Source organism: Micromonospora sp. CNZ280 (assembly GCF_011759515.1).
The window spans coordinates 339631-358806 of the sequence record NZ_JAAOYP010000003.1; the positions used below are offsets into that span (position 1 = coordinate 339631).

Below are 19176 nucleotides of genomic sequence, written 5' to 3' on the forward strand. Positions count from 1 at the left end.
GCACTGCGCATGCCCACCGAGCCGGGGGTCTCGCACGTCGCCGTCGAGCAGGCACACCGGCTCAAACGACTTCCCGCCCTGCCATCGCAGTCACCGTCATCGGCGTCGTCGTACTGCTCGACCGCTTCATCGGCAGCCGCACCAACAGCGACGGCCAGGACATCGTGCGGCAGATCGTCGCCGCCGTCACCGCGGCGGCCGCCGTCGAGTCGCCTGGCTCAGGACGAGGCGGCCCAGACAGGATGCCTGCGTCCAGGCATCCCACCGAGAAGATCGGTCGGCCGAGCACCGAAGTTCTCCTGACCGACGACGCGGAAGCCGCACTGCTTGAAGAACTTGATCCTCGCCGTCGGATCCGATGAGACGTCAATCGTGCCCGCGACGAAGGTGCAGCCACGCTCGGCCGCTTCTGCTGCGTACGCCGAGATCAAGGCACCGCCGACACCCGCGTGTCGCACCGCCGAGTGCACGTGAATCCGATCAAGGAAGGCATGCGGTGCGACCGGCAACTCGAACGACTCGAACGCCCCGCTTTCAGCGACGTTGGAATCAAACGATCCGGTCAGCATCCCCTCGATCGCGTCACCACGCACTGCCACGAACGTCGTGTAGAGGCTGCTCGGACGCCTGTGACGCAACAGCACGTCGAATGCAACATCGCCGGAGTCCTCGAGCATCCGACACATCGCCGGACGATCAGCTTCCTCCAGGAACTCGATGCGAAGGGCTTCCACCCTCCCAGTTCAACACACGACGCGACGCTCGGCGGCCGCGGGTCAGGACAGTTACATCGCCGCTGCCGTTACCAGGCAATATAGGCTTGACTTTATACAAGTCTACCGCTACGACTACCATTCGAAACGCAAACGCGCAGGCCGATGGCCTGATCACACTCAATGGTGGGCGATACTGGGTTTGAACCAGTGACCTCTTCCGTGTCAAGGAAGCGCGCTCCCACTGCGCCAATCGCCCCTGGTGACCACCCGACACAGCCGCGGGGTGGCTCGCGAGCGGACGACGGGATTCGAACCCGCGACCCTCACCTTGGCAAGGTGATGCGCTACCAGCTGCGCTACGTCCGCGTGTCGCCGGCGTTCCCCGGCGACGGGCCAAACTCTACCCGATGACAAGATCCCCCGGTCCGTCGGCCCACCCGGCCCCGGGCCGCGGCATGGTTGCGCAGGTCAGCGCCGGGGTACTGAAGACCCTCGACAGCACACCACATCCCCTGACAAGGAGGCTGTCGTGGGTATCGGCACCAGCATCTTCCTGATCGCGGTCGGCGCGATCCTCACCTTCGCGCTGGACGCGAGCATCGGCGGCATCGACCTCGACGTGGTCGGCTGGATCCTGATGGCGGCCGGCGTGCTCGGGCTCATCATGACCACCCTCATCTGGGGCCGGCGCCGCCAGGTGGTCAGCACCACCGAGCCCGTCGAGCCGGTGGAGTACCGGCGGGTCGAGGAGCGCCGGGACATCGCTCCGCCGCTCTGACCGCACCGGCGCGGCCGACGGAGCTGGACGGTCGCGACGGCGACGTGCCGACCACCACACCGGTGGCCGGCGCGTCGCCGTGCGCGGGTCAGCGCATCAGGGTGTTCAGCGCCCCGTAGTCGAACCCGCCGGCGAGCGACTGGTACGTCCCCGGGCCGAACGCCTCGTCGGCGGCCCGCCGGGCCACCGCGTACGCCGCCTCGGCCACCGACGAGCCCAGGCTGACCCGGGCGACCCCCAGCCGGGCCAGCTCCGGCACCGCCGGGGCACCCGCACCGGCCAGCACGTTGACCGGCGCCGACAGGTCGGCGACCAGGGCCCGGATGGTCTCCGGGTCGACCACGCCCGGCACGAACACCCCGTCCGCGCCGGCGGCCAGGTACGCCCTGGCCCGCGCCACGGTCCCCGCGACCCCGGCCACGCCCCGCAGGAAGGTGTCCGTACGGGCGTTGACGAACACCGGCACGCCCGCGGCATCGGCCGCCGCCCGGACGGCGGCGACCCGGGCGCACTGGTCGTCCACGTCACGGAGCACCGGCCCACCGTCGTACCGGGCGTCCTCGATGTTCACTCCGACCGCGCCGGCCGCGATCACCGCCCGCGCGGTCTCGCCGACCTCCGCCGGATTCGCCCCGTAACCGGACTCGATGTCCGCCGAGACCGGCACCGGTACCGCGGCGGCCACCCGGCGCACCAGGTCGACGGCCGCCTCGCGGCCGAGGGCGTCGCCGTCCGGCGCGCCGAGGCTCCAGGCCACGCCGGCGCTGGTGGTGGCCACCGCGCGGGCGCCGGCGGCGGCCACGATCCGGGCGCTGGCCACGTCCCAGGCGTTGACCAGGACCAGCGGCGAGGCGGCGGTGTGCAGGGAACGGAACAGCTCTGCTCGGCTGTGTTGGTCACTCACCCGGCCAGTCTGGGCGGGTCCGGCCGCCGGCAGTATCGTTTCAGTCCCAGCTGAATCCACCGGGGGTGCCGTGGTCTCGATCGGGCTGTCCGCGGCCGGCGTCGCCCGGATCCGCTTTGCCGTCTCCTGCCTCTGGGAGGTGGCCGCCGGCGTCCGGGTGCTCCGCGAGCCCGGCCGCCACGCCGTACACCTGCCCTGGGCGCGCCGGGTGCGGCCGCGCCTGGTCGAGGCCGGGCTGGTCGGCCCGGACGGGCTGCTCTGGCAGCTGATCCCGGCCGCCCCCGGCTACTTCCCCGACTTCCTCACCCCGCCGCCGGCCGGCCTCACCCCCGACCTGGCCGCCGAGCTGGCGGTGCTGCGGGCCACCCCGGCCGCGACCGTACGCGCGCAGCTCGACCTCGGCCCCGGCGACCGGCCGCCCGCGGTGGCCGCCCTGTACGCCGACCCGGAGGCGGGCCTGCGCCGGCTGGCCGGGGAGATCGAGGCGTACTGGCGGATCGCGGTGGCCGCCGACTGGCCCCGGATCCGGGTGCTGCTCGACACCGAGGTGTTCGCCCGGGCCCGCCGGCTGGCCGAGGACGGCGTCGCCGCACTCCTCAACGACCTGCACGAGTGGGTCCGCTGGGAGGACGACACACTACGCATCGCCCAGCGGCACTGCGCCGCCCCCGACGTGCCCGCCGGTGGCGCCCTCGTGCTGGTCCCCTCGGTCTTCGTGTGGCCGTCGGTGCTCAGCGTCGCCGCCGGGGACGCGCCGCAGCTCAGCTACCCGGCCCGCGGGGTCGGCACGCTCTGGGAGAGCCCGGCCGGCGCCCCCGGGGCGCTGGCCGCGGTGCTCGGATCGGGGCGGGCCCGGCTGCTGGCCGAACTGGCCGCGCCGACCGCCGGCGGCGAGCTGGCCCGGCGCACCGGGCTGTCCCCGGCCGGGGTGTCGCAGCACCTCACCGCGCTGCGCGCGGCCGGGCTGGTGACCACGCACCGGCAGGGCCGGACGCTGCTCAGCGTCCGCACCGAGGTCGCCGAGGCGCTGCTCGCCGCCGCCGGCTGACCCACCGGCGGCGAGGGTTCGGATGCCGCCCGACGCCGGTCCGACAACCCATCAAACGCATTTGATGTAAAGTCGGCCCATGGTGCCATCGAGCCCCGACGCCCCGGCCTTCCTGTACCTGGCCGCCCACCCGCTGCGCTGGCGGCTGTTGACCGCACTCGCGGCTGGCGACTACCGCGTCCGGGAGCTCGCAAGGCTGGTGGGCGAGCCGCAGAACCTGGTGTCCTACCACCTTCGGCTGCTGCGTGACAGCGGGCTCGTCACCGCCTCGCGCAGCAGCTTCGACGGCCGCGACAGCTACTACCACCTCGATCTGGACCACTGCGCGCAGGCGCTGGCCGACACCGGAGCGGCCCTGCATCCTGCACTGCACCGTGCAGCGGCGCCCCCTCCGGTGGACCCGCAGCGCTCGCCGCCGCTCGATGTGCTGTTCGTGTGCACCGGCAACAGCGCCCGGTCGCCGATCGCCGAGGCCCTGCTGGGCCATCGCACCGGCGGCCAGGTCCAGGTTCTCAGCGCCGGCACCCGGCCCAGACCGAGGCTCCATCCCTACGCCGTACGGGTGCTGCGCGACAGCTTCGGCATCGACGTCACCGGACAGCAGCCCCGGCACCTCGACACGGTGACCGACCGCCGGTACGACTACGTGATCACGTTGTGCGACAAGGCCCGCGAGGTCTGCCCCGACTTCGCGGACGAGCCTCGGCGGATGCACTGGAGCGTCCCCGACCCTACGACGACCGGCGAAACCGGCGACCCCGACTACTCCGCCTTCCAGCGCGCCGCGACCGACATCGACACCCGCGTCAGACATCTGCTGCCCATGCTCAGCGCCACCCGGCCCGCGAAGGAGACTCGGCCATGACAGCACCCAGCCAGTACGCGAGCGTGCGTTACCTCGTCGACGACGTCCAGGCCGCCGTCTACTTCTACACGACCCATCTCGGGTTCACCGTCCACACCAGCGCCGCTCCTGCCTTCGCCGACGTGGTGCGCGGCCCGCTACGGCTGCTGCTGTCCGGACCGACCAGCTCCGGCGCCCGCGCCACCCCCGCCGACGCCGCCACCGCCGGACGCAACCGCATCCACCTCGTCGTCGACGACCTGGATGCCGAGATCGACCGCCTGCGCGGCAGCGGACTGACCTTCCGCAGCGAGGTGGTCGCCGGCCTGGGCGGACGCCAGATCCTGCTCACCGACCCCGCCGACAATCTCATCGAACTGTTCCAGCCCGCCGACAGAACGCCCACCGCACCAGTCACGCCCTGACCAGAAGCCCGCCGGCTACTCCTCACCGACTGTCCGACGCCGCTGATATGTTCGCCCGCGCTGAACGGTGCTGGACCGGCGTAGGAGGCAGTTGTGGTTGACGTGGCGTTGCGGCCGATCGACGACTCCGATCTCGACGCGTTGTTCGAACAGATGCGGGACCCCGAGTCGGTCCGGATGGCCGCCTTCACCGCCGAGGATCCCGCCGACCGCGCCGCGTTCGATGCCCACATGGCGAAGGTCAGGGCGTCACCCACGGCCATCAATCGCGCCATCACCGCCGAAGGACGGCTGGTCGGCAGCATCGCCGCCTTCGTCATCGACGGAGTCACCGAGGTCACGTACTGGATCGACCGGGCCTACTGGGGGCAGGGCATCGCCAGCCGAGCACTCGCCCTGCTCCTCGAGTCGGTTCCCGTCCGGCCCCTGTTCGCCCGCGTCGCCAGTGACAACGCGGGATCGCTCAAGGTGCTGCGGAAAGCAGGCTTCGCCATCACCGGCACGGAGATCGCGTACGCCAACGCGCGGAAGACGGAGATCGAGGAAACGATCCTGCGCCTCGACGAGCCCGCCAAGACAGCACCGTCCGGTGCGGCGAGCGGAGAAACGGCCTAAGGATCAAGCGGGGCTGTCGCGGATGGCGAGTGCGGCCTGGACGAGCGCGGCGTGGTTCAGCGTCTGCGGATAGTTGCCGAGCTGGGCCCCGGTCGCGGGGTCCAGCTCCTCGGGCGGTGGCCGGCCTGGACGAACACCCAGGCGACGTCGACCACCCAGCCGTAGCCGTCGAGCTGGTGCTGGTCGGCGGCGCCGTTGCCGACCCGTACCGGCACGCTGTCGTGGTAGCCGGGCCAGCCGGCTGGCGTGCAGCAGCCACGCCAGGAAACCGTGGGCCTCGTCGAGTTTGCCGACGCCGAGGAACGCGTTGACGCCGATGCTGGCATCCCTGGGCCAGACATAACGGTAGTCCCAGTTCCTCGCCCCACCGGGATCCTCGGGCAACGACGTCGTCGGTGCGGCCACCGGGGCCCGCGAGGGGGAATAGGTCAACAGGCGCATGGTCATCAGGCTGCGTACGCCGAACAGCGCACCGACCCACCAGGTAGCGCGGTCCAGCAGGGCGAACGCGGCCGCGTACCCCCAGGGCGAAGCCCTGACCGGCGATGAGGTGGACGAAGAAGCCGACGACCCGCGCCCGGTCGGGGTCCTCGGTGACGAGGGTCCCGAGCACCAGGGGCAGGTCGAGGCGAGTGAGCCCGGCCAGTTGCGCCGCGATCATCGCTGCGGTGAGCGCGGCGGTCGCGACCAACCCGAACACCGCCCATCCGGCCCAGTCCATCTCAGCGGCCGTCGGTCACGCACGCCCGCGCGGGTAGCGGACCGGGTCTGGAGCTGTCGAGCGGCAGCCTCCCTGCGTCCCGTACGCGGCCACGCGCACTTGTCTCGGACATCGATGCCTTCCGGCTGGACACACGAGGCCGGGGCGCCCGCCTCGCGACCGCTCTCGAGGGCGCTGGTCGCCCGGGTCTCCACCCTGGGCCCACCAGACCCCGGACACCGTCGGCTTGCCGGAATGCACACCGCGCACAACCGGGGAAGCCGTACGGCCACCACCGCCGCCGGTGGCTGTCAGTGTGCGGACCGGAGTGTGTCCACGACCGGGCGCCGGGCGGCGACCATCGCGGGGATGGCGGTGAGCGCGGCGATGGCGAGCAGAACCCCGAGCGCGGTGGTGAGCAGCCAGGACCCGGGCGGGTACCGGACGTCGCCGGTGCTGACCACCTCGAGGAGCCCGATGCCCGCCGGGATCCCCGCGACGACACCGGGTATGGCGGGAAGCAGTTGCGCCACCGCGAGGCCCATGCCGGCCTGCGCGGGCGTGGCGCCGAGCGTCCGCGCGACGGCCAGCGGCTGCCGGGCGTCGAGGACGGCGGTCCAGGTGCTCACGACGGCGTTGACGAGCGCGAGGACGCACAACACGACGATGACGACGAGCAGGGCCCGGTCCATTCGCTCGCTGCGCGGGTTGGCGAGTTCGGTGTAGCCGAGGTCGAAGTGCTCCACCCGGGCGTTGACCATGAGCATGGCGACGAGCGCGGTCATGGTGATCAGCGTGTTCACCGTGACCAGCCGGGCGCGGCGCGGCCGGCGCGCGTTGATCCGCACGCCGATCAGCAGAGCGGTGGGCAGCCGCCGCGACAGCCAGATCCGCCACCGCCGGCGTCGCGGTGGCGTCGCCGCGTCGGCCAGCGCGTGGACGGTGCTGCTGGCGGCGGCGCGCACCACCGGCACCAGGGTCGCCGCCACCGCGATCGTGAGGGCGAGGGCGGTGACGGCGACCACCGTGCGCAATGCGGGTGGTTGGGCGTTGACGGAGCCGATGAGCCCGGCGCTGGGGCGGATCAGCACCGGCGCGGCGATCCAGCCCGCGGCCAGCCCGGTGGCGGCGGCGGCAAACCCGATCACGAGGTACTCGGCGAGGTGGACGGCGGCGATCATGGCCGGTCCGGCGCCGACGGCCTTGAGCAGCCCCACCCGGCGGCGCTGACCGATGATCCGGCCCGCGACGATGCCGCCGACGCCGGCCAGTGCAAGGCCGGTGAGCAGCCAGCTGCCGACGAGCAGCGTCATCCGCGCGTCGCCGTACAGCCGACCGTTGAGGTAGCTGACCTCCTGCCAGGTGGTGAGGTGGGGGCCGACGTCGTGCTCGGCGCTGGCCGCCGGGTCGGCGAGTTTGAGTTTGGCGGTGTACGACAGCGGTTGGCCGCCCGCGAGCGTGCCGATGTCGCTACGGTCGACCCAGACCAGGCCGCCGCGCTCGACCAGGATGCTGCCCGGGTGGTGCCATCCGGCGTAGGGATACGTCGGTCTCGCGGCGGTGACCGCGGTTCCGATCACGCGCAGCGGATGACCGTCGATGCTGACCGTGTCGCCGGTGCGGATGCCGAGGGCGTCGGCGAAGGCACGCTCGACGACCACGCCGCCGGGGCGTACCCAGGTGCCGTCGGTCACGGCGGGCCGGTCGACGGACGCGGGTGCGGCGTCCCGGCCCTCGACGACGGTGTGCGCGGACGTGCCGCCGGCCGTCATCGTCAGGTAGGCGATCGGGAACGGACCGCTGTGCTCGGTGACGCCGGCCGCGCTGGTCAGCGATGCGAGCTCGTCCAATGCCGCCTGGCCGGTGGCCAGGGGCGTCACGGCCACGTCCGGGCCGGCGGTGGCGGTCCGGGTCTGCTGGTACGGCCGGTCGGCGATCTCGGTGAGGGCGAGGCCGACGGTCAACGTGGCGGTGGCGGCGGTGATGGCGGCCAGCAGCAGGGCGGTCTCGGTCCGGCGGCGGCGCAGGTCCCGCACCAGCAGCCGGCAGACGAGCAGCAGGCGGCCGGCCACGTCAGCGCCGCCCGTCGTAGCCGGTGCGGGCGAGCCGGTTGTCGTCGACGAACGCGCCGTCACGCATGGCGATCACCCGGTCGGCGACCGCCGCGATGCGCGCGTCGTGGGTGACCACCACCAGGGTCTGCCCCGCGGTGCGCAGGTCCTCGAACAGCCGCAGCACCTCCAGGGTGGCGGCGCTGTCCAGGCTGCCGGTGGGTTCGTCGGCCAGCACCACCAGCGGCTCGTTGCTCAACGCGCGGGCGATGGCGACCCGCTGGCGCTGCCCACCGGACAGCGCCGAGGGAAGGTGCGCGGCGCGGTCGGCCAGCCCGACCCGGTCCAGCAGGTACATCGCCCGCCTGCGGGCCTGTCCCGGTGACCGGCCGGCCAGCAGCGCAGCCAGCTCGACGTTCTCCACCGCGGTCAGCTCGTCCATGAGGTGGAACGACTGGAAGACGAACCCGATCCGGTCGCGCCGCAGCCGGGCCAGGGCTCGCTCGCTCATCGCGTCCATCCGGCATCCGGCCAGCCACACCTGCCCGCCGGTCGGGCGTTGCAGCCCGCCGAGCAGATGCAGCAGGGTGGACTTGCCGCAGCCGCTGGGTCCCATCACCGCCAGCGCCTGCCCTGCCGGCACGTCCAGATCGACCTCGTCGACCGCGCGGACCAGCGCGTGCTCGCCGCCGTACCGCATGCTCAGCCCACGCGCCTGCAACACCGTCGACCCGGTCACGCTCCCGCCTTCCGTCCGGTCCGGTCACGCCCGCTCCACAGGCGTTCACACGCCTCCAGCCAGTCCAGGTCGGCCCGCAGCCGCAGCACGACACCCTCCAGCAGCAACCCGGCGACCGGATCCACCGCCCGGTCCAACGCGGCCCGCTGGGCGTCCCGCAGCCGGCGCAGCACCTCACGCCGCTGCGCGTCGACCAGAGCCAGCGGGTCGGCCAGCCGGGCGGCCGCGGCGGCCACCAACTTGAGATGGAACTCCGCGAGGTCCGGCTTCGGCCAGTTCACCTCGGTCAGCCAGGCGGCGACCCGCTGCTGTCCCGCCGGGGTCAACGCGTACACCCGGCGATCGGGCCGGTCCGGCAGGCCCTCGGCCCGCTGCGAGGTCACCAGCCCGGCCTTGGCCAGCCGGGCCAGCGTCACGTAGATCTGCCCGGCGTTCATCGCCTCGCCCAGCGGGCCGAGCGCGGTCCGCATCCGGCTGCGCAGCTCGTACCCGTGCGCCGGCTCCTTCGCCAGCATGGCCAGCACCACGTCCTGCACCCGGGCAACCCCTTCGATCAGATCGCTAATGGATAACCGTTAGCTACGGCGCTGTCAAATCGCCGCGGCGTGTGCGGACGCGGTCGGCCGGCGACGTGAGTGTGTGCCGGGTGCGCCGACCCGCAGACGTTCCGTGCGCACTCCGGCGCGGCCGCGAGCGGCTGTCACGCCCGGGCGGCCAGTTGGACGGGCGGAAGCGTCGGGCCACCGGCCGAGGCTCGTGCGGGCCCGGTCGTAGCGCAGGCGGTGCACGGGTCGGCGGCGGCGATCGGCCGCCCGGCCTGCTGCTCACAGCCGGGAAGCGAAAGGCAGCGGGCCCGTCACCGATCGGTGACGGGCCCGCTGTACTTCTGGTGGGCGATACTGGGTTTGAACCAGTGACCTCTTCCGTGTCAAGGAAGCGCGCTCCCACTGCGCCAATCGCCCGCGTCTGTGTCGAGGTGGGGACGGGATTTGAACCCGCGTACACGGCTTTGCAGGCCGTTGCCTCGCCTCTCGGCCACCCCACCGAGGTTGCCCCCGTCATGCGTGGCGGCAGCTCCGAGCGGACGACGGGATTCGAACCCGCGACCCTCACCTTGGCAAGGTGATGCGCTACCAGCTGCGCTACGTCCGCGTGCCCCCGGCATTCCCCGGTGACGGATGAGAACTTTAGCCGAGCCGACGAAGGGTTGCCAACTCGGGGGGCGACTCGGCGCGTCCGTGTCGGTACACACGCCCTCCAGAGCTTCCTAGGAGGATCTCTGAGCCTCGGCCGGCAGCGAGCGCCGATCCTCGCAAGGCAATGACCGACGACTATTCGTGATTCACGTTTTCGCAGGTCAGGAAGTGTCCGACATCTGACTTTAGCTTCGCGGCAGGCCGTTTCGGTAACGGCTCGTGTTCGGGCAAATGGGTTACGGTGACGGGCGTGACGAGACGTGCGGCCGAGATCCGCCTGGATGCCCTGCTGCGCACCGCCTGTGACGTGATCGCCGAACGTGGCCTGGCCAACACCCGGACGGCCGACGTGGCACAGGCCGCCGGAGTGAGCCAGGCACTGGTCTTCTACCACTTCGCCACCAAGGACCGGCTGCTCGCCCAGGCGTTCGCGTACGCCGCCGAGCAGGACCTGGCCCGGCTCGACGCGGTGGTCCGGTCCAGCGCCCCGCCGCTGACCAAGCTACGCCGGATCCTGAAGATCTACACCCCAGCCGGGCGGACCATCTCCTGGGCCATGTGGATCGACGGTTGGGCCGAGTCGCTGCGTACCCCCGAGCTGGAGAAGGTCTCCCGCCGGCTGGACCTGCGCTGGCGGGAGGACCTGGCCACGGTGATCGCCGACGGCGTTCGCGACGGCACCTTCCAGTGCGCCGACCCGGCCGGCGCGGCCTGGCGGATCAGCGCGGTGATGGACGGCCTGGCGGTGCAGCTGGCGGTGCACGACCGGGTCATCTCCCGCCGGCAGTTCACCGAGTGGGTCCGCCTGGTCACCGCGCGGGAACTCGGCCTCGACCCCGCCGAGCTGGACTGACCGCCGCCGCGCGGGGAGCCGGACCGGTTCACGGCGCCTCGACCGGTCGGTGGGGCCGGCGGTCGCCGTGGGTGGCGGCGCGCCGGCGGTGCCGCTCGTGCAGCCGGGGCAGGGCCGGCGGGTGCACGTTGGCCCGCTCGATGTCGCCGGCGTAGTGCTCAATCACCCGGTGGTCCATCATCCGCCGCCACAGCGGCGGCATCAGCGCGGCGACCACCATGGTCGCGTAGCCGGCGGGCAGCTGCGGCGAGCTGTCGAAGCTGCGCAGCGTCTGGTAGCGGCGCAGCGGGTTGGCGTGGTGGTCGCTGTGCCGCTGGAGCTGGAAGAGGAACACGTTGGTGACCACCCGGTCGCTGTTCCAGCTGTGCCGCGGATCCACCTTCTCGTACCGGCCGGCCGCGGTCCGCCACCGGGCCAGCCCGTAGTGCTCCAGGTAGTTGACCGCCTCCAGCAGGGAGAACCCGACCACGGCCTGGAGCAGCAGGAACGGCAGCACCCCCGGGCCGAACGCGACGACCAGCGCCGCGAACAGCGCCACCGTCATGGCCCAGGCGTTCAGCACCTCGTTGCGCCAGGTCCACGGCGACCGGCCGCGGATCCGGAACCGGCCGGTCTCCAGCCGCCAGGCCGAGCGCAGGCTGCCGACGACGGTACGCGGCCAGAACCGCCAGAAGGTCTCCCCCAGTCGGGCGCTGGCCGGATCCTCCGGCGTGGCCACCCGTACGTGATGGCCCCGGTTGTGCTCGACGTGAAAGTGCCCGTACCCGGTCGGCGCGAGGGCCACCTTGGACAGCCAGCGCTCCAGCCGTTCCCGCTTGTGGCCCAGCTCGTGCGCGGTGTTGATGGCGATGCCGTCGACCACCCCCGCGGTGAGCACCAGGCCGGCGGCGCCGAACGGGGAGAGCCGGCCGTCGGCCCACACCGCGCAGCAGAGCACCAGCGCGGCGTACTGGGCGGGCAGATAGAGGTAGGTCAGCCAGCGGTAGTAGCCGTCGGCGGCCAGCTCGGGCACGGCCGCCTCCGGCGGGTTGCCGCGGTCGTCGCCGATCAGCAGGTCGACGACCGGGATCAGGCCGAAGACGATCGCCGGGGTGAGCCACCACGCCCAGCCGCCGTCGGTGCCCCGCCAGGTCGCGTAGCCGAGGAAGGGCAGCGCCGGCACGAGCAGCGCCAACGGCCAGAACGGGCGGCGCGGGTCGCGCCAGCGGTCAGTGGGGACGGTCGCGCGGACACCGGTCGCCATCGTCAACCTCCGATGCGGGACAGTCCCGACCCTGACACCGGAGCGGGACCTTTACAAGGCTGCTCCTTTTGTAAAGAGCCTGGCCGCGAAAACGGACAGTCGCCGACCTTGTCGCCACCGTCACCGGCTGATATCCACAGATGCGCATGCGTCACCGCGCTGCGCCGGGCCGGCGAGGTGCCGGCCATCCCGCTCCCACGAGGAGGACCCGTGGCACAACCGGAGTGGACACCCTGGATGAGCCGGCGCCGACGCCGGCTCATCCCCGTTCTGGCGGCGACCGCGGTGGTCGCCGCCCTGCTTCCCGCCGGCCCCGGCACCGCCGCGCCCGCCGGCGGCGGCGCCACCCAGGAACGGCGCTCCGGCCCGTTCGCGGAGGGCCACCAGCACGCCGACGTGGACAACCGCGCCGGCACCGCCGCCCCGGACGCCCGCCAGCGCGGACTGGCCCGCAAGGCCGACCCGGACGTGCGGTGGAACCGGCTGGGCACCCCGCACGCGCTCGGCCCCGGCAACGCCCCGCTCGCCACCGGCCTGCCGGCCGACCCGGAGGCGGCCGCCCGCGCCTACCTGACCGGCAACCAGGACCTCTTCGGCCTCGGCGCGGCCGAGGTGGCCGCGATGGACCGGCTGCTGGTGCGCCCGGTCGGCACCGGCGCGGTGGTCACCCTGCGGCAGCGCTTCGGTGACCTGCCGGCCGGACACGACGGCCTGGTCACCCTCGCGGTCGCGGACGGCAAGGTGCTCTCGGTGAGCTCCTCGCTGGCCCGCGACGCAACGGCGCCGGCACCGGCCACCCTCACCGAGGAACAGGCGTACGCGGCCGCGCTGGCCGACGCCGGCCTGGAGCCGGCCGGGGTACGCAGCCACACCGTGCACCGGGTCGCCGTGCCCACCCCGCTGGACGGGGCCCGGGACGCGTACGAGGTGACCCTGATCGGCGCCGACGCCGACCACCCGACCGCCTACACCACCTACGTCGACGGGATCACCGGTCAGGTGCTGGTCCGCGAGGACCTGGTCGACTACGACTCGGACAACCCGAGCTGGGCGGTCTTCCCCGCCACCCCGCCCCGCGACCTCGGCCCCGGGGTGGACCCGCGGGTGCGCTGGTGCGGCGACCCGGCCCCGGACTGCCAGGCGGCGTTCCGCGACCCGGCCACCGGCCAGCCGTGGGACGTCGACGCGGCCACCGGCACGCCGACCCTCACCTCGCGGGGCAACTCGGCCAACACGGTGCGCTCCTGGGGCGCCGGCACCCCGGCCGTCCCGGCCACCCAGAGCCCGGAACGCCGCTACGAGTACCCGTTCACCGACCAGTGGCACCAGGCCCGGTGCAACCCCGAGGTGTTCACCTCCGCGCAGCGCAACGACGACGACGCGGCGATCGCGAACCTCTTCGCCATGCACAACCGGATGCACGACTGGGCCTGGCACCTCGGCTTCACCGAGGCGACCTGGAACCTGCAGGCGGTCAACCTCACCCCGGACGGCCTGGGCGGGGACGCCGAGCAGGGCCGCGCCCAGCAGGGCGCGCTGAGCGGCAACCGGAACAACGCCAACCAGGGCACGCCGCGCGACGGCCTGCCGCCGACCACCAACATGTACCTGTGGCAGCCGCAGGCCGGCGGCCCGTACCCGCCGTGCGTGGACGGCGACTACGACATGACGGTGATCGGGCACGAGTACACCCACGCCATCACCAACCGCATGATCGCCGGCCCGAACAGCGGAATCGGCGGGCACCAGGGCGGTTCGATGGGTGAGTCGTGGAGCGACCTGCTCGCCGCGGAGTACCTGTTCCAGCACGGGCTGCGCGCCCCGGGGGAGACGCCGTACATCACCGGCGGGTACGTCACCGGCAACCTGGTCAGCGGCATCCGCAACCACGACTTCAGCCGCAGCCCGCTGAACTACTCCGACGTCGGCTACAACACCGGCGGTCCGGCGGTGCACGCGGACGGCGAGATCTGGAGCGCCACCAACTTCCGGGTCCGCGCCGCCCTGATGAAGCGGTACGGGGTCGGCACCCCGCAGCGCCAGCTCGACTGCGCGCGGGGCAAGGTGCCGGTCGATCAGTGCCCGGGCAACCGGCGCTGGTCGCAGTTGGTCTTCGACTCGTTCCTGCTGCAGGCCGCCAGCCAGGTGAGCATGCTCGACATGCGGGACAACCTGCTCACCGCCGACCTGCTCCGCTTCGGCGGCGCCAACCAGGACCTGATCTGGGCCGAGTTCGCCCGCTCCGGGATGGGCCGGGACGCCGCCACCAACGGCGCCTCCGACACCGATCCGACGCCGAGCTTCGCCGCCCCGAACGCGGACAACGCGCTGCTCACCCTGCGGCCGAAGGGCGACAGCGCCGACGCGCCGATCCGGGTGTACGTCGGGGCGTACGAGGCGCGGGCGGTGCCGGTGGCCGACACCGACCCGGCCACCCCGCTGCCGGACACCATCGAGCTGGTACCCGGCACCTACCAGTTGCTGGCCGTCGCGCCCGGCTTCGGGCACCAGCGGCTGACCGTGGTCGCCAAAGCCGGCAAGGAGGGCTACGTCGACCTGCGGATGAGCCGGAACCTGGCGTCCACCGCGTCCGGCGCGACGATCAGCGGGGACGGCGTCAACCTGGACCGGATCGCCGACGACACCGAGGCGACCAACTGGGCCTCGCTGGACGGGGTGGCCGGCCGGCAGGTCACCGTGGCGCTGCCCGGGGACGCGCCGCAGGTGGTGAAGCGGGTGAACGTCAGCGCCATGCTGCGCCCGGCGATCACCGGCGACACCGACCCGGGCAGCCAGAACTCGCTCAGCGCGCTGCGGTCGTTCGCGGTGTCGGCGTGCAACGCGGGGACCACCGACTGCGCGGATCCGGCGAACTGGCGGCGGATCTACACCAGCGCGGCGGACGCCTTCCCGGGTGGGGCGTACCGGGCCTACGTGCGGGACATCAACCTGCGCGAGTTCCGGGTGCCCACCACGCTCGCCACCCACCTGCGCCTGGAGGTGCTGGCCAGCCAGTGCACCGGCGGCCCGGCCTACGCCGGTGAACAGGACGACGATCCGGCCACGACCACCGACTGCGCGACCGCCAGCCCGGCCCGCGACCAGGTGCGGATCGCCGAGTTCCAGGCGTTCTCGAAGTGACGCCGCCCGGGGCCGGTCGGCACGCGCCGGCCGGCCCCGGGACACCGGCCGCCCATCACGGCCCGCAGGTCACAGCCCGCCGGGTCACGGCCCCGCCGGGCACCCGCCGCCGGGTCACGGCCCGCCGGTCACCACCGCCGCCGACCGGTGGGCCGCTCCCACCGGTCCAGCGATTCCGGCTCGCCGTCCCCGGCGGCGGTCCGGGTCAGGTGGCGCAGCCGCAGCAACAGCCCGACACCGAGGAAGAGCAGCAGCCCGCCGAGCAGGAACGCGGCCTGCACCACGCCGAACCCGCCGGACTGCGCGACCGGCCGGCCCGCGGCCGGCGGCACCTCGGCCACCGGCTCCTCGGCCGGCTCAGCCGCCGCGGTCTCCTCGGCCGGCTCGCTCGGCGGTGCCGGTGGCGTGCTCTCCGGCGCCGGCTCGGTCGGGGTGGCCGGGGCGTCCGGCCCCACCACCGACCGGGTGGCCGTCTGCCGGGCCAGCAGGCGCAGGTTCGCGTCGTACGCCTCGGCCGCCAGGGTGACCCGCCCCCGGGTGACGTCCTCGGCGAAGGCCAGCCGGTAGCGGGCGGTGACCGTCCGGTCCGGGCAGAGCGTGCCCGGGTCCAACTGCCGGTCGGTCAGCCGGGCCACGTCCCCGTCGGTCCGGATCTCCAGCGGGAACGAGCCGGTCTCCTCGACCCGGTCCACCTTCACCTGGTCCAGCCGGATCCCGCGCACGGTGAGGACCATCGACCAGCGCACCTTGACGCACCGGCCGGGGTCGGTCCGGGAGACCACCGCCGAGACGGTGGCCACCCGGTCCCCGGCGGTGAACTCGTCGGGCAGGCCGCTCAACTCGGTGGCGAACGCCGCCCGCGCGGGCGCGGCCGGGCCGAGCGCCATCCCGCTCAGGCAGGCCAGCACCACCCCGGTCCGCAGCGCGTACCAGCGCATCGTCACCGCTCCGCCCTCCCCGGGTCGCCTCCTTGCCGGCAACGCTAGGAGCACGCCGGGCCGGCGACCAGACGGGTGTGTTCGCACCGATCGCCAAGCGCGGGGGCGGATATCACCGAGCGTGGTGAACCGATCACCCCTCCCCCGCGACACGCCGGGTCGGCGGGCCGGGCGAGAATCACCCGGTGTCCGAGCTCTCCGCCGCCTTCGTCCGGCTGCACGCCCGCCTCGCGCCGGTCGCCTTCGTCCCCGAGGTGCGGCTGCACCAGGCGGACGAGCCGATCGGGCTCTGGGAGCTGACCGAGGGCGAGTTCCGCAGCGCTCAGCCGCCGCCGTTCTGGGCCTTCGCCTGGGCCGGCGGGCAGGGGCTGGCCCGCTACGTCACCGACCACCCGGAGCTGGTCGCCGGCCGCCGGGTGCTCGACCTGGCCGCCGGCTCCGGGCTGGTGGCGATCGCCGCCGCCCGGGCCGGCGCCGCCGCGGTCCGCGCCGTCGAGGTCGACGAGCTGGCCGTCGCGGCGGTCGCGCTCAACGCCGAGGCCAACGGGGTACGCGTCGACGCCGAACTCGCCGACGTGCTGGACGGCGACGCCGGGGACGCCGAGGTGGTGCTCGCCGGGGACGTCTTCTACAGCGAGGCGATGGCCAACCGGATGCTGCGCTTCCTGCTGCGGGCCGCCCGGTCCGGGGCGCGGGTGCTGGTCGGCGACCCGGGCCGGGCGTTCCTGCCCCGGGACCGCTTCGACGAGCTGGCCAGCTACGACGTGCCGGTGCCGGAGGCGCTGGAGAGCGTCCGGGTGAAGCGCACCACGGTGTGGCAGCTGCGACCCGGCCGGCCGGGGGCAGCCGGCTAGCGTGTCGGCGTGCTGTTCCGCAGCTGGGCGCAGGCCGCCGACGCGTCCTGGCCCGACGTCGCCCGGGTCGCCGACCACACCGGCGTCGAGCATCTGGTGGTCACCCGGCACGCGCTGGTCCGCCAGGTGCTCACCGACCCGGTCACGTACCGGCCGGACAACGCCCTGGACGCGGTGACGCCGATGCCGGTGGCCGCGCTGCGGGTGCTCGCCGGGCACCGGTTCCGGCTGCCGGCGACGCTGGCCAACAACTCCGGCGCCAGCCACCCGGCGATCCGGGCGGTCGTCGCCGACGCGCTGCACCCGACCCGGGTCGCCGCCCAGCGGCCCTGGCTGACCGACCTGGTCCGCGGTCGGGTCGCGGCGCTCGCCGCCGAGCTGGACGCCGGCGAACCGGTGGACCTCTACGCCCGGCTCGCCGCCGACCTGCCGCTGCTGGTGCTGGCCCGGCTGGTGGAGCTGCCGGACGCGCCGGTCGGCGCGGTGAAGGAGTTCGCCCGGGCCGCGCTGGAGCTGTTCTGGGCGCCGCTGGACGCCGACCGGCAGCTCGCCCTCGCCGCCGAGGTGGGCCGGTTCCACCGGGTGCTGCGGGAGTTCGCGGCCACCGGCGGCGGGCTCGCCGCCGACCTGCGGGCCGCCGGCCACCCGCCCGACACGGTGGTCGGCGCGCTGTTCTTCCTGCTGGTCGCCGGCCAGGAGACCACCTCGCAGTTCCTCACCCTGCTGCTGCACCGGCTGGCCGGCGAGCCGGCCGTGCTGGCCGGCCTGCGCGCCGGCGCGGTGCGGGTCGCCGACGTGGTCGAGGAGGGGCTGCGGCTGGAGCCGCCGATCGTCACCTGGCGGCGGGTGGCAGCGACCGACACCACGCTGGGCGGGACGGCGGTGCCGGCGGGCAGCAGCATCGTGCTCTGGCTGGCCCGCGCCGGACGGGACCCGGACACCGTGGACGCCCCCGACGAGTTCCGCCCCGGCCAGCGCGGGTCGCGCCGCCACCTGGCCTTCGGCGCGGGCCCGCACCGCTGCGTCGGCGACCAGCTGGCCCGGATGGAGGCGGCCGTGGTGGTCACCGAGGCGGCCCCGCTGCTGACCGGGGCGACGGTGGTCCGCCCGCCCTGGTGCCCGGACAACCTCACCTTCCGGATGCCCGACGCCTTCGTGATCCGCCGGGGCTGACCGGACCGGGCGGTGCCTCACCGCTGCGCTGCCGGCTCCAGACCGAGGCGGGCGGGCAGGCCGGCCACCGCCGCCTCATCGCCCAGATCATCCGAGTTGCGACATCAACCAGCTCAGCTTCAGAATTTCCAATCGCCGCAGGAGGTTGGCCCGATCACGCTCCATGTCAGTTGTCATCGCGAGCATCATCTTGACGTGGCGGTCTGCCGATGCGGGGGCTCACCGCCGCGACCGGCCCGTCAGCTGAGGGCCGGCCTGCGGAACCGATATCTGTCTATTGTCCGGGCGTCACCAGCCCACATTCGAAGGCGAGGATGACGGCCTGTACGCGGTCCCGGCTGCCTGTCTTCGCCAGGGTCCGTCCGACGTGTGTCTTCACGGTCGATTCGCCGAGGTGCAGCATCGCGGCGATCTCGGTGTTGGACAGGCCGCGGCCGATGAGGGTGAGCACCTCGCGTTCCCGGTCGGTCAGGGTGGCCAGGCGCGGGTCGGCGGCATCTGCGCGGGGACGCGCCACCCATTTCTCGATGAGCCGCCGGGTCAGCGCCGTGTCCAGAAGCGCGTCGCCAGCGGCGACGGCGCGTATCGCATCGATTAGGCGCGCAGGTCGGGCGCTCTTGAGCAGGAACCCGCTCGCCCCGGCCCGCAGGGCGTCGTAGACGTACCTGTCGAGGTCGAACGTGGTGAGGATCAGCACCTTGGTGTGGAGCCCACGCCGCCGTAGCTCCGTTGTGGCCGCGATACCGTCCAGGACCGGCATCTGGATGTCCATCAGCACCACGTCGGGGCGTTCACGTTGCGCAACGTCGACCGCTTCCCGGCCGTTTGCGACCTCGGCGACCACGGTGAGATCCTGCTGAGCGTCCACCATCAGGCGCAGGCCGCTGCGGAACAGCGCCTCGTCATCGGCGATGACGACCCGCAGCGCAGTCGCGCCGGTTGCGGGCATCTCGCCGGC

Annotated in this window: 18 protein-coding genes and 5 tRNA genes; 9 read left to right on the forward strand and 14 right to left on the reverse strand. The window is 73.4% G+C overall.

Going from position 1 to position 19176, the window contains the following annotated elements:
- Window positions 1–218 precede the first annotated feature (218 nt).
- The 3 genes from FHX32_RS23270 to FHX32_RS23280 all read right to left on the reverse strand — a co-directional run bounded on the left by FHX32_RS23270 (window position 219) and on the right by FHX32_RS23280 (window position 1082).
- Window positions 219–734 (reverse strand): GNAT family N-acetyltransferase, encoded by a 516-nt coding sequence (locus FHX32_RS23270; RefSeq protein WP_167187152.1) that lies wholly within the window; start codon window positions 732–734, stop codon window positions 219–221.
- A 163-nt stretch (window positions 735–897) separates the two neighbouring features.
- Window positions 898–972: transfer RNA gene (locus tag FHX32_RS23275), tRNA-Val, on the reverse strand.
- A 37-nt stretch (window positions 973–1009) separates the two neighbouring features.
- Window positions 1010–1082: transfer RNA gene (locus tag FHX32_RS23280), tRNA-Gly, on the reverse strand.
- Window positions 1083–1245: 163 nt separating this feature from the next.
- On the opposite strand from FHX32_RS23280, the gene FHX32_RS23285 reads away from it, so the two are divergent.
- Complete coding sequence (locus FHX32_RS23285) at window positions 1246–1494, forward strand: DUF6458 family protein (RefSeq protein ID WP_088995234.1); 249 nt, start codon at window positions 1246–1248, stop codon at window positions 1492–1494.
- An 88-nt stretch (window positions 1495–1582) separates the two neighbouring features.
- Here the strand turns inward: FHX32_RS23285 and FHX32_RS23290 are convergent, their stop codons facing one another.
- Complete coding sequence (locus FHX32_RS23290) at window positions 1583–2398, reverse strand: isocitrate lyase/PEP mutase family protein (protein ID WP_167187154.1); 816 nt, start codon at window positions 2396–2398, stop codon at window positions 1583–1585.
- Between the two features lie 70 nt (window positions 2399–2468).
- Here FHX32_RS23290 and FHX32_RS23295 point away from each other — a divergent pair, with 70 nt between their 5' ends.
- The 4 genes from FHX32_RS23295 to FHX32_RS23310 all read left to right on the forward strand — a co-directional run bounded on the left by FHX32_RS23295 (window position 2469) and on the right by FHX32_RS23310 (window position 5330).
- On the forward strand, window positions 2469–3446 hold the full coding sequence (locus FHX32_RS23295) for an ArsR/SmtB family transcription factor (RefSeq protein WP_486481281.1): 978 nt from the start codon (window positions 2469–2471) through the stop codon (window positions 3444–3446).
- A gap of 79 nt (window positions 3447–3525) precedes the next feature.
- Window positions 3526–4311 (forward strand): arsenate reductase/protein-tyrosine-phosphatase family protein, encoded by a 786-nt coding sequence (locus FHX32_RS23300; RefSeq protein WP_167187157.1) that lies wholly within the window; start codon window positions 3526–3528, stop codon window positions 4309–4311.
- Complete coding sequence (locus FHX32_RS23305; protein ID WP_167187160.1) at window positions 4308–4715, forward strand: VOC family protein; 408 nt, start codon at window positions 4308–4310, stop codon at window positions 4713–4715. Before FHX32_RS23300 ends, FHX32_RS23305 begins: the two co-directional genes overlap by 4 nt.
- A gap of 93 nt (window positions 4716–4808) precedes the next feature.
- Window positions 4809–5330 carry a GNAT family N-acetyltransferase gene (locus FHX32_RS23310; RefSeq protein ID WP_167187162.1) on the forward strand — a complete coding sequence of 174 codons (522 nt, stop codon included), beginning with the start codon at window positions 4809–4811 and terminating at the stop codon, window positions 5328–5330.
- A gap of 3 nt (window positions 5331–5333) precedes the next feature.
- Here the strand turns inward: FHX32_RS23310 and FHX32_RS23315 are convergent, their stop codons facing one another.
- The 7 genes from FHX32_RS23315 to FHX32_RS23350 form a co-directional block, all read right to left on the reverse strand.
- Window positions 5334–5777: a glycoside hydrolase family 15 protein gene (locus tag FHX32_RS23315; RefSeq protein WP_486481282.1), complete on the reverse strand. Its 444-nt coding sequence runs from the start codon at window positions 5775–5777 to the stop codon at window positions 5334–5336.
- A gap of 564 nt (window positions 5778–6341) precedes the next feature.
- Window positions 6342–8102: an FtsX-like permease family protein gene (locus tag FHX32_RS23325; protein ID WP_167187165.1), complete on the reverse strand. Its 1761-nt coding sequence runs from the start codon at window positions 8100–8102 to the stop codon at window positions 6342–6344.
- A 1-nt stretch (window position 8103) separates the two neighbouring features.
- Complete coding sequence (locus FHX32_RS23330; RefSeq protein WP_486481283.1) at window positions 8104–8820, reverse strand: ABC transporter ATP-binding protein; 717 nt, start codon at window positions 8818–8820, stop codon at window positions 8104–8106.
- On the reverse strand, window positions 8817–9356 hold the full coding sequence (locus tag FHX32_RS23335) for a PadR family transcriptional regulator (RefSeq protein WP_167187168.1): 540 nt from the start codon (window positions 9354–9356) through the stop codon (window positions 8817–8819). The genes FHX32_RS23330 and FHX32_RS23335 overlap by 4 nt, the downstream gene beginning before the upstream one ends.
- 351 nt (window positions 9357–9707) lie before the next feature.
- Window positions 9708–9782 (reverse strand) — tRNA-Val (locus tag FHX32_RS23340).
- Between the two features lie 12 nt (window positions 9783–9794).
- Window positions 9795–9865, reverse strand: a tRNA-Cys gene (locus FHX32_RS23345).
- Between the two features lie 34 nt (window positions 9866–9899).
- Window positions 9900–9972, reverse strand: a tRNA-Gly gene (locus tag FHX32_RS23350).
- A gap of 294 nt (window positions 9973–10266) precedes the next feature.
- Here FHX32_RS23350 and FHX32_RS23355 point away from each other — a divergent pair.
- Complete coding sequence (locus FHX32_RS23355; protein WP_167187171.1) at window positions 10267–10869, forward strand: TetR/AcrR family transcriptional regulator; 603 nt, start codon at window positions 10267–10269, stop codon at window positions 10867–10869.
- Between the two features lie 28 nt (window positions 10870–10897).
- On the opposite strand, the gene FHX32_RS23360 is transcribed toward FHX32_RS23355, so the two are convergent.
- Entirely contained in the window at window positions 10898–12112 is a 1215-nt protein-coding gene (locus FHX32_RS23360; protein WP_167187173.1) for an alkane 1-monooxygenase, read from the reverse strand.
- Between the two features lie 210 nt (window positions 12113–12322).
- On the opposite strand from FHX32_RS23360, the gene FHX32_RS23365 reads away from it, so the two are divergent.
- Window positions 12323–15253 carry a M36 family metallopeptidase gene (locus FHX32_RS23365; RefSeq protein ID WP_167187176.1) on the forward strand — a complete coding sequence of 977 codons (2931 nt, stop codon included), beginning with the start codon at window positions 12323–12325 and terminating at the stop codon, window positions 15251–15253.
- 128 nt (window positions 15254–15381) lie between these two features.
- On the opposite strand, the gene FHX32_RS23370 is transcribed toward FHX32_RS23365, so the two are convergent.
- On the reverse strand, window positions 15382–16191 hold the full coding sequence (locus FHX32_RS23370) for a hypothetical protein (protein WP_167189145.1): 810 nt from the start codon (window positions 16189–16191) through the stop codon (window positions 15382–15384).
- A gap of 185 nt (window positions 16192–16376) precedes the next feature.
- On the opposite strand from FHX32_RS23370, the gene FHX32_RS23375 reads away from it, so the two are divergent.
- Both FHX32_RS23375 and FHX32_RS23380 read left to right on the forward strand, forming a co-directional pair.
- The gene (locus FHX32_RS23375) at window positions 16377–17045 is read left to right on the forward strand and encodes a 50S ribosomal protein L11 methyltransferase (RefSeq protein WP_167187180.1); all 669 of its coding nucleotides are present in this window, start codon (window positions 16377–16379) and stop codon (window positions 17043–17045) included.
- A gap of 9 nt (window positions 17046–17054) precedes the next feature.
- Window positions 17055–18218 (forward strand): cytochrome P450, encoded by a 1164-nt coding sequence (locus tag FHX32_RS23380; protein WP_167187183.1) that lies wholly within the window; start codon window positions 17055–17057, stop codon window positions 18216–18218.
- Window positions 18219–18492: 274 nt separating this feature from the next.
- On the opposite strand, the gene FHX32_RS23385 is transcribed toward FHX32_RS23380, so the two are convergent.
- Window positions 18493–19167 (reverse strand): response regulator transcription factor, encoded by a 675-nt coding sequence (locus FHX32_RS23385; protein WP_167189147.1) that lies wholly within the window; start codon window positions 19165–19167, stop codon window positions 18493–18495.
- Window positions 19168–19176 lie beyond the last annotated feature (9 nt).

Bases quoted from the DNA above. Each gene is read 5' to 3' on its own strand.
- FHX32_RS23300 (WP_167187157.1), top strand. From the start codon at position 3,526: ATGGTGCCATCGAGCCCCGACGCCCCGGCCTTCCTGTACCTGGCCGCC.
- FHX32_RS23305 (WP_167187160.1), top strand. From the start codon at position 4,308: ATGACAGCACCCAGCCAGTACGCGAGCGTGCGTTACCTCGTCGACGAC.
- FHX32_RS23315 (WP_486481282.1), bottom strand. From the start codon at position 5,777: ATGACCATGCGCCTGTTGACCTATTCCCCCTCGCGGGCCCCGGTGGCC.
- FHX32_RS23360 (WP_167187173.1), bottom strand. From the start codon at position 12,112: ATGGCGACCGGTGTCCGCGCGACCGTCCCCACTGACCGCTGGCGCGAC.
- FHX32_RS23370 (WP_167189145.1), bottom strand. From the start codon at position 16,191: ATGCGCTGGTACGCGCTGCGGACCGGGGTGGTGCTGGCCTGCCTGAGC.
- FHX32_RS23385 (WP_167189147.1), bottom strand. From the start codon at position 19,167: ATGCCCGCAACCGGCGCGACTGCGCTGCGGGTCGTCATCGCCGATGAC.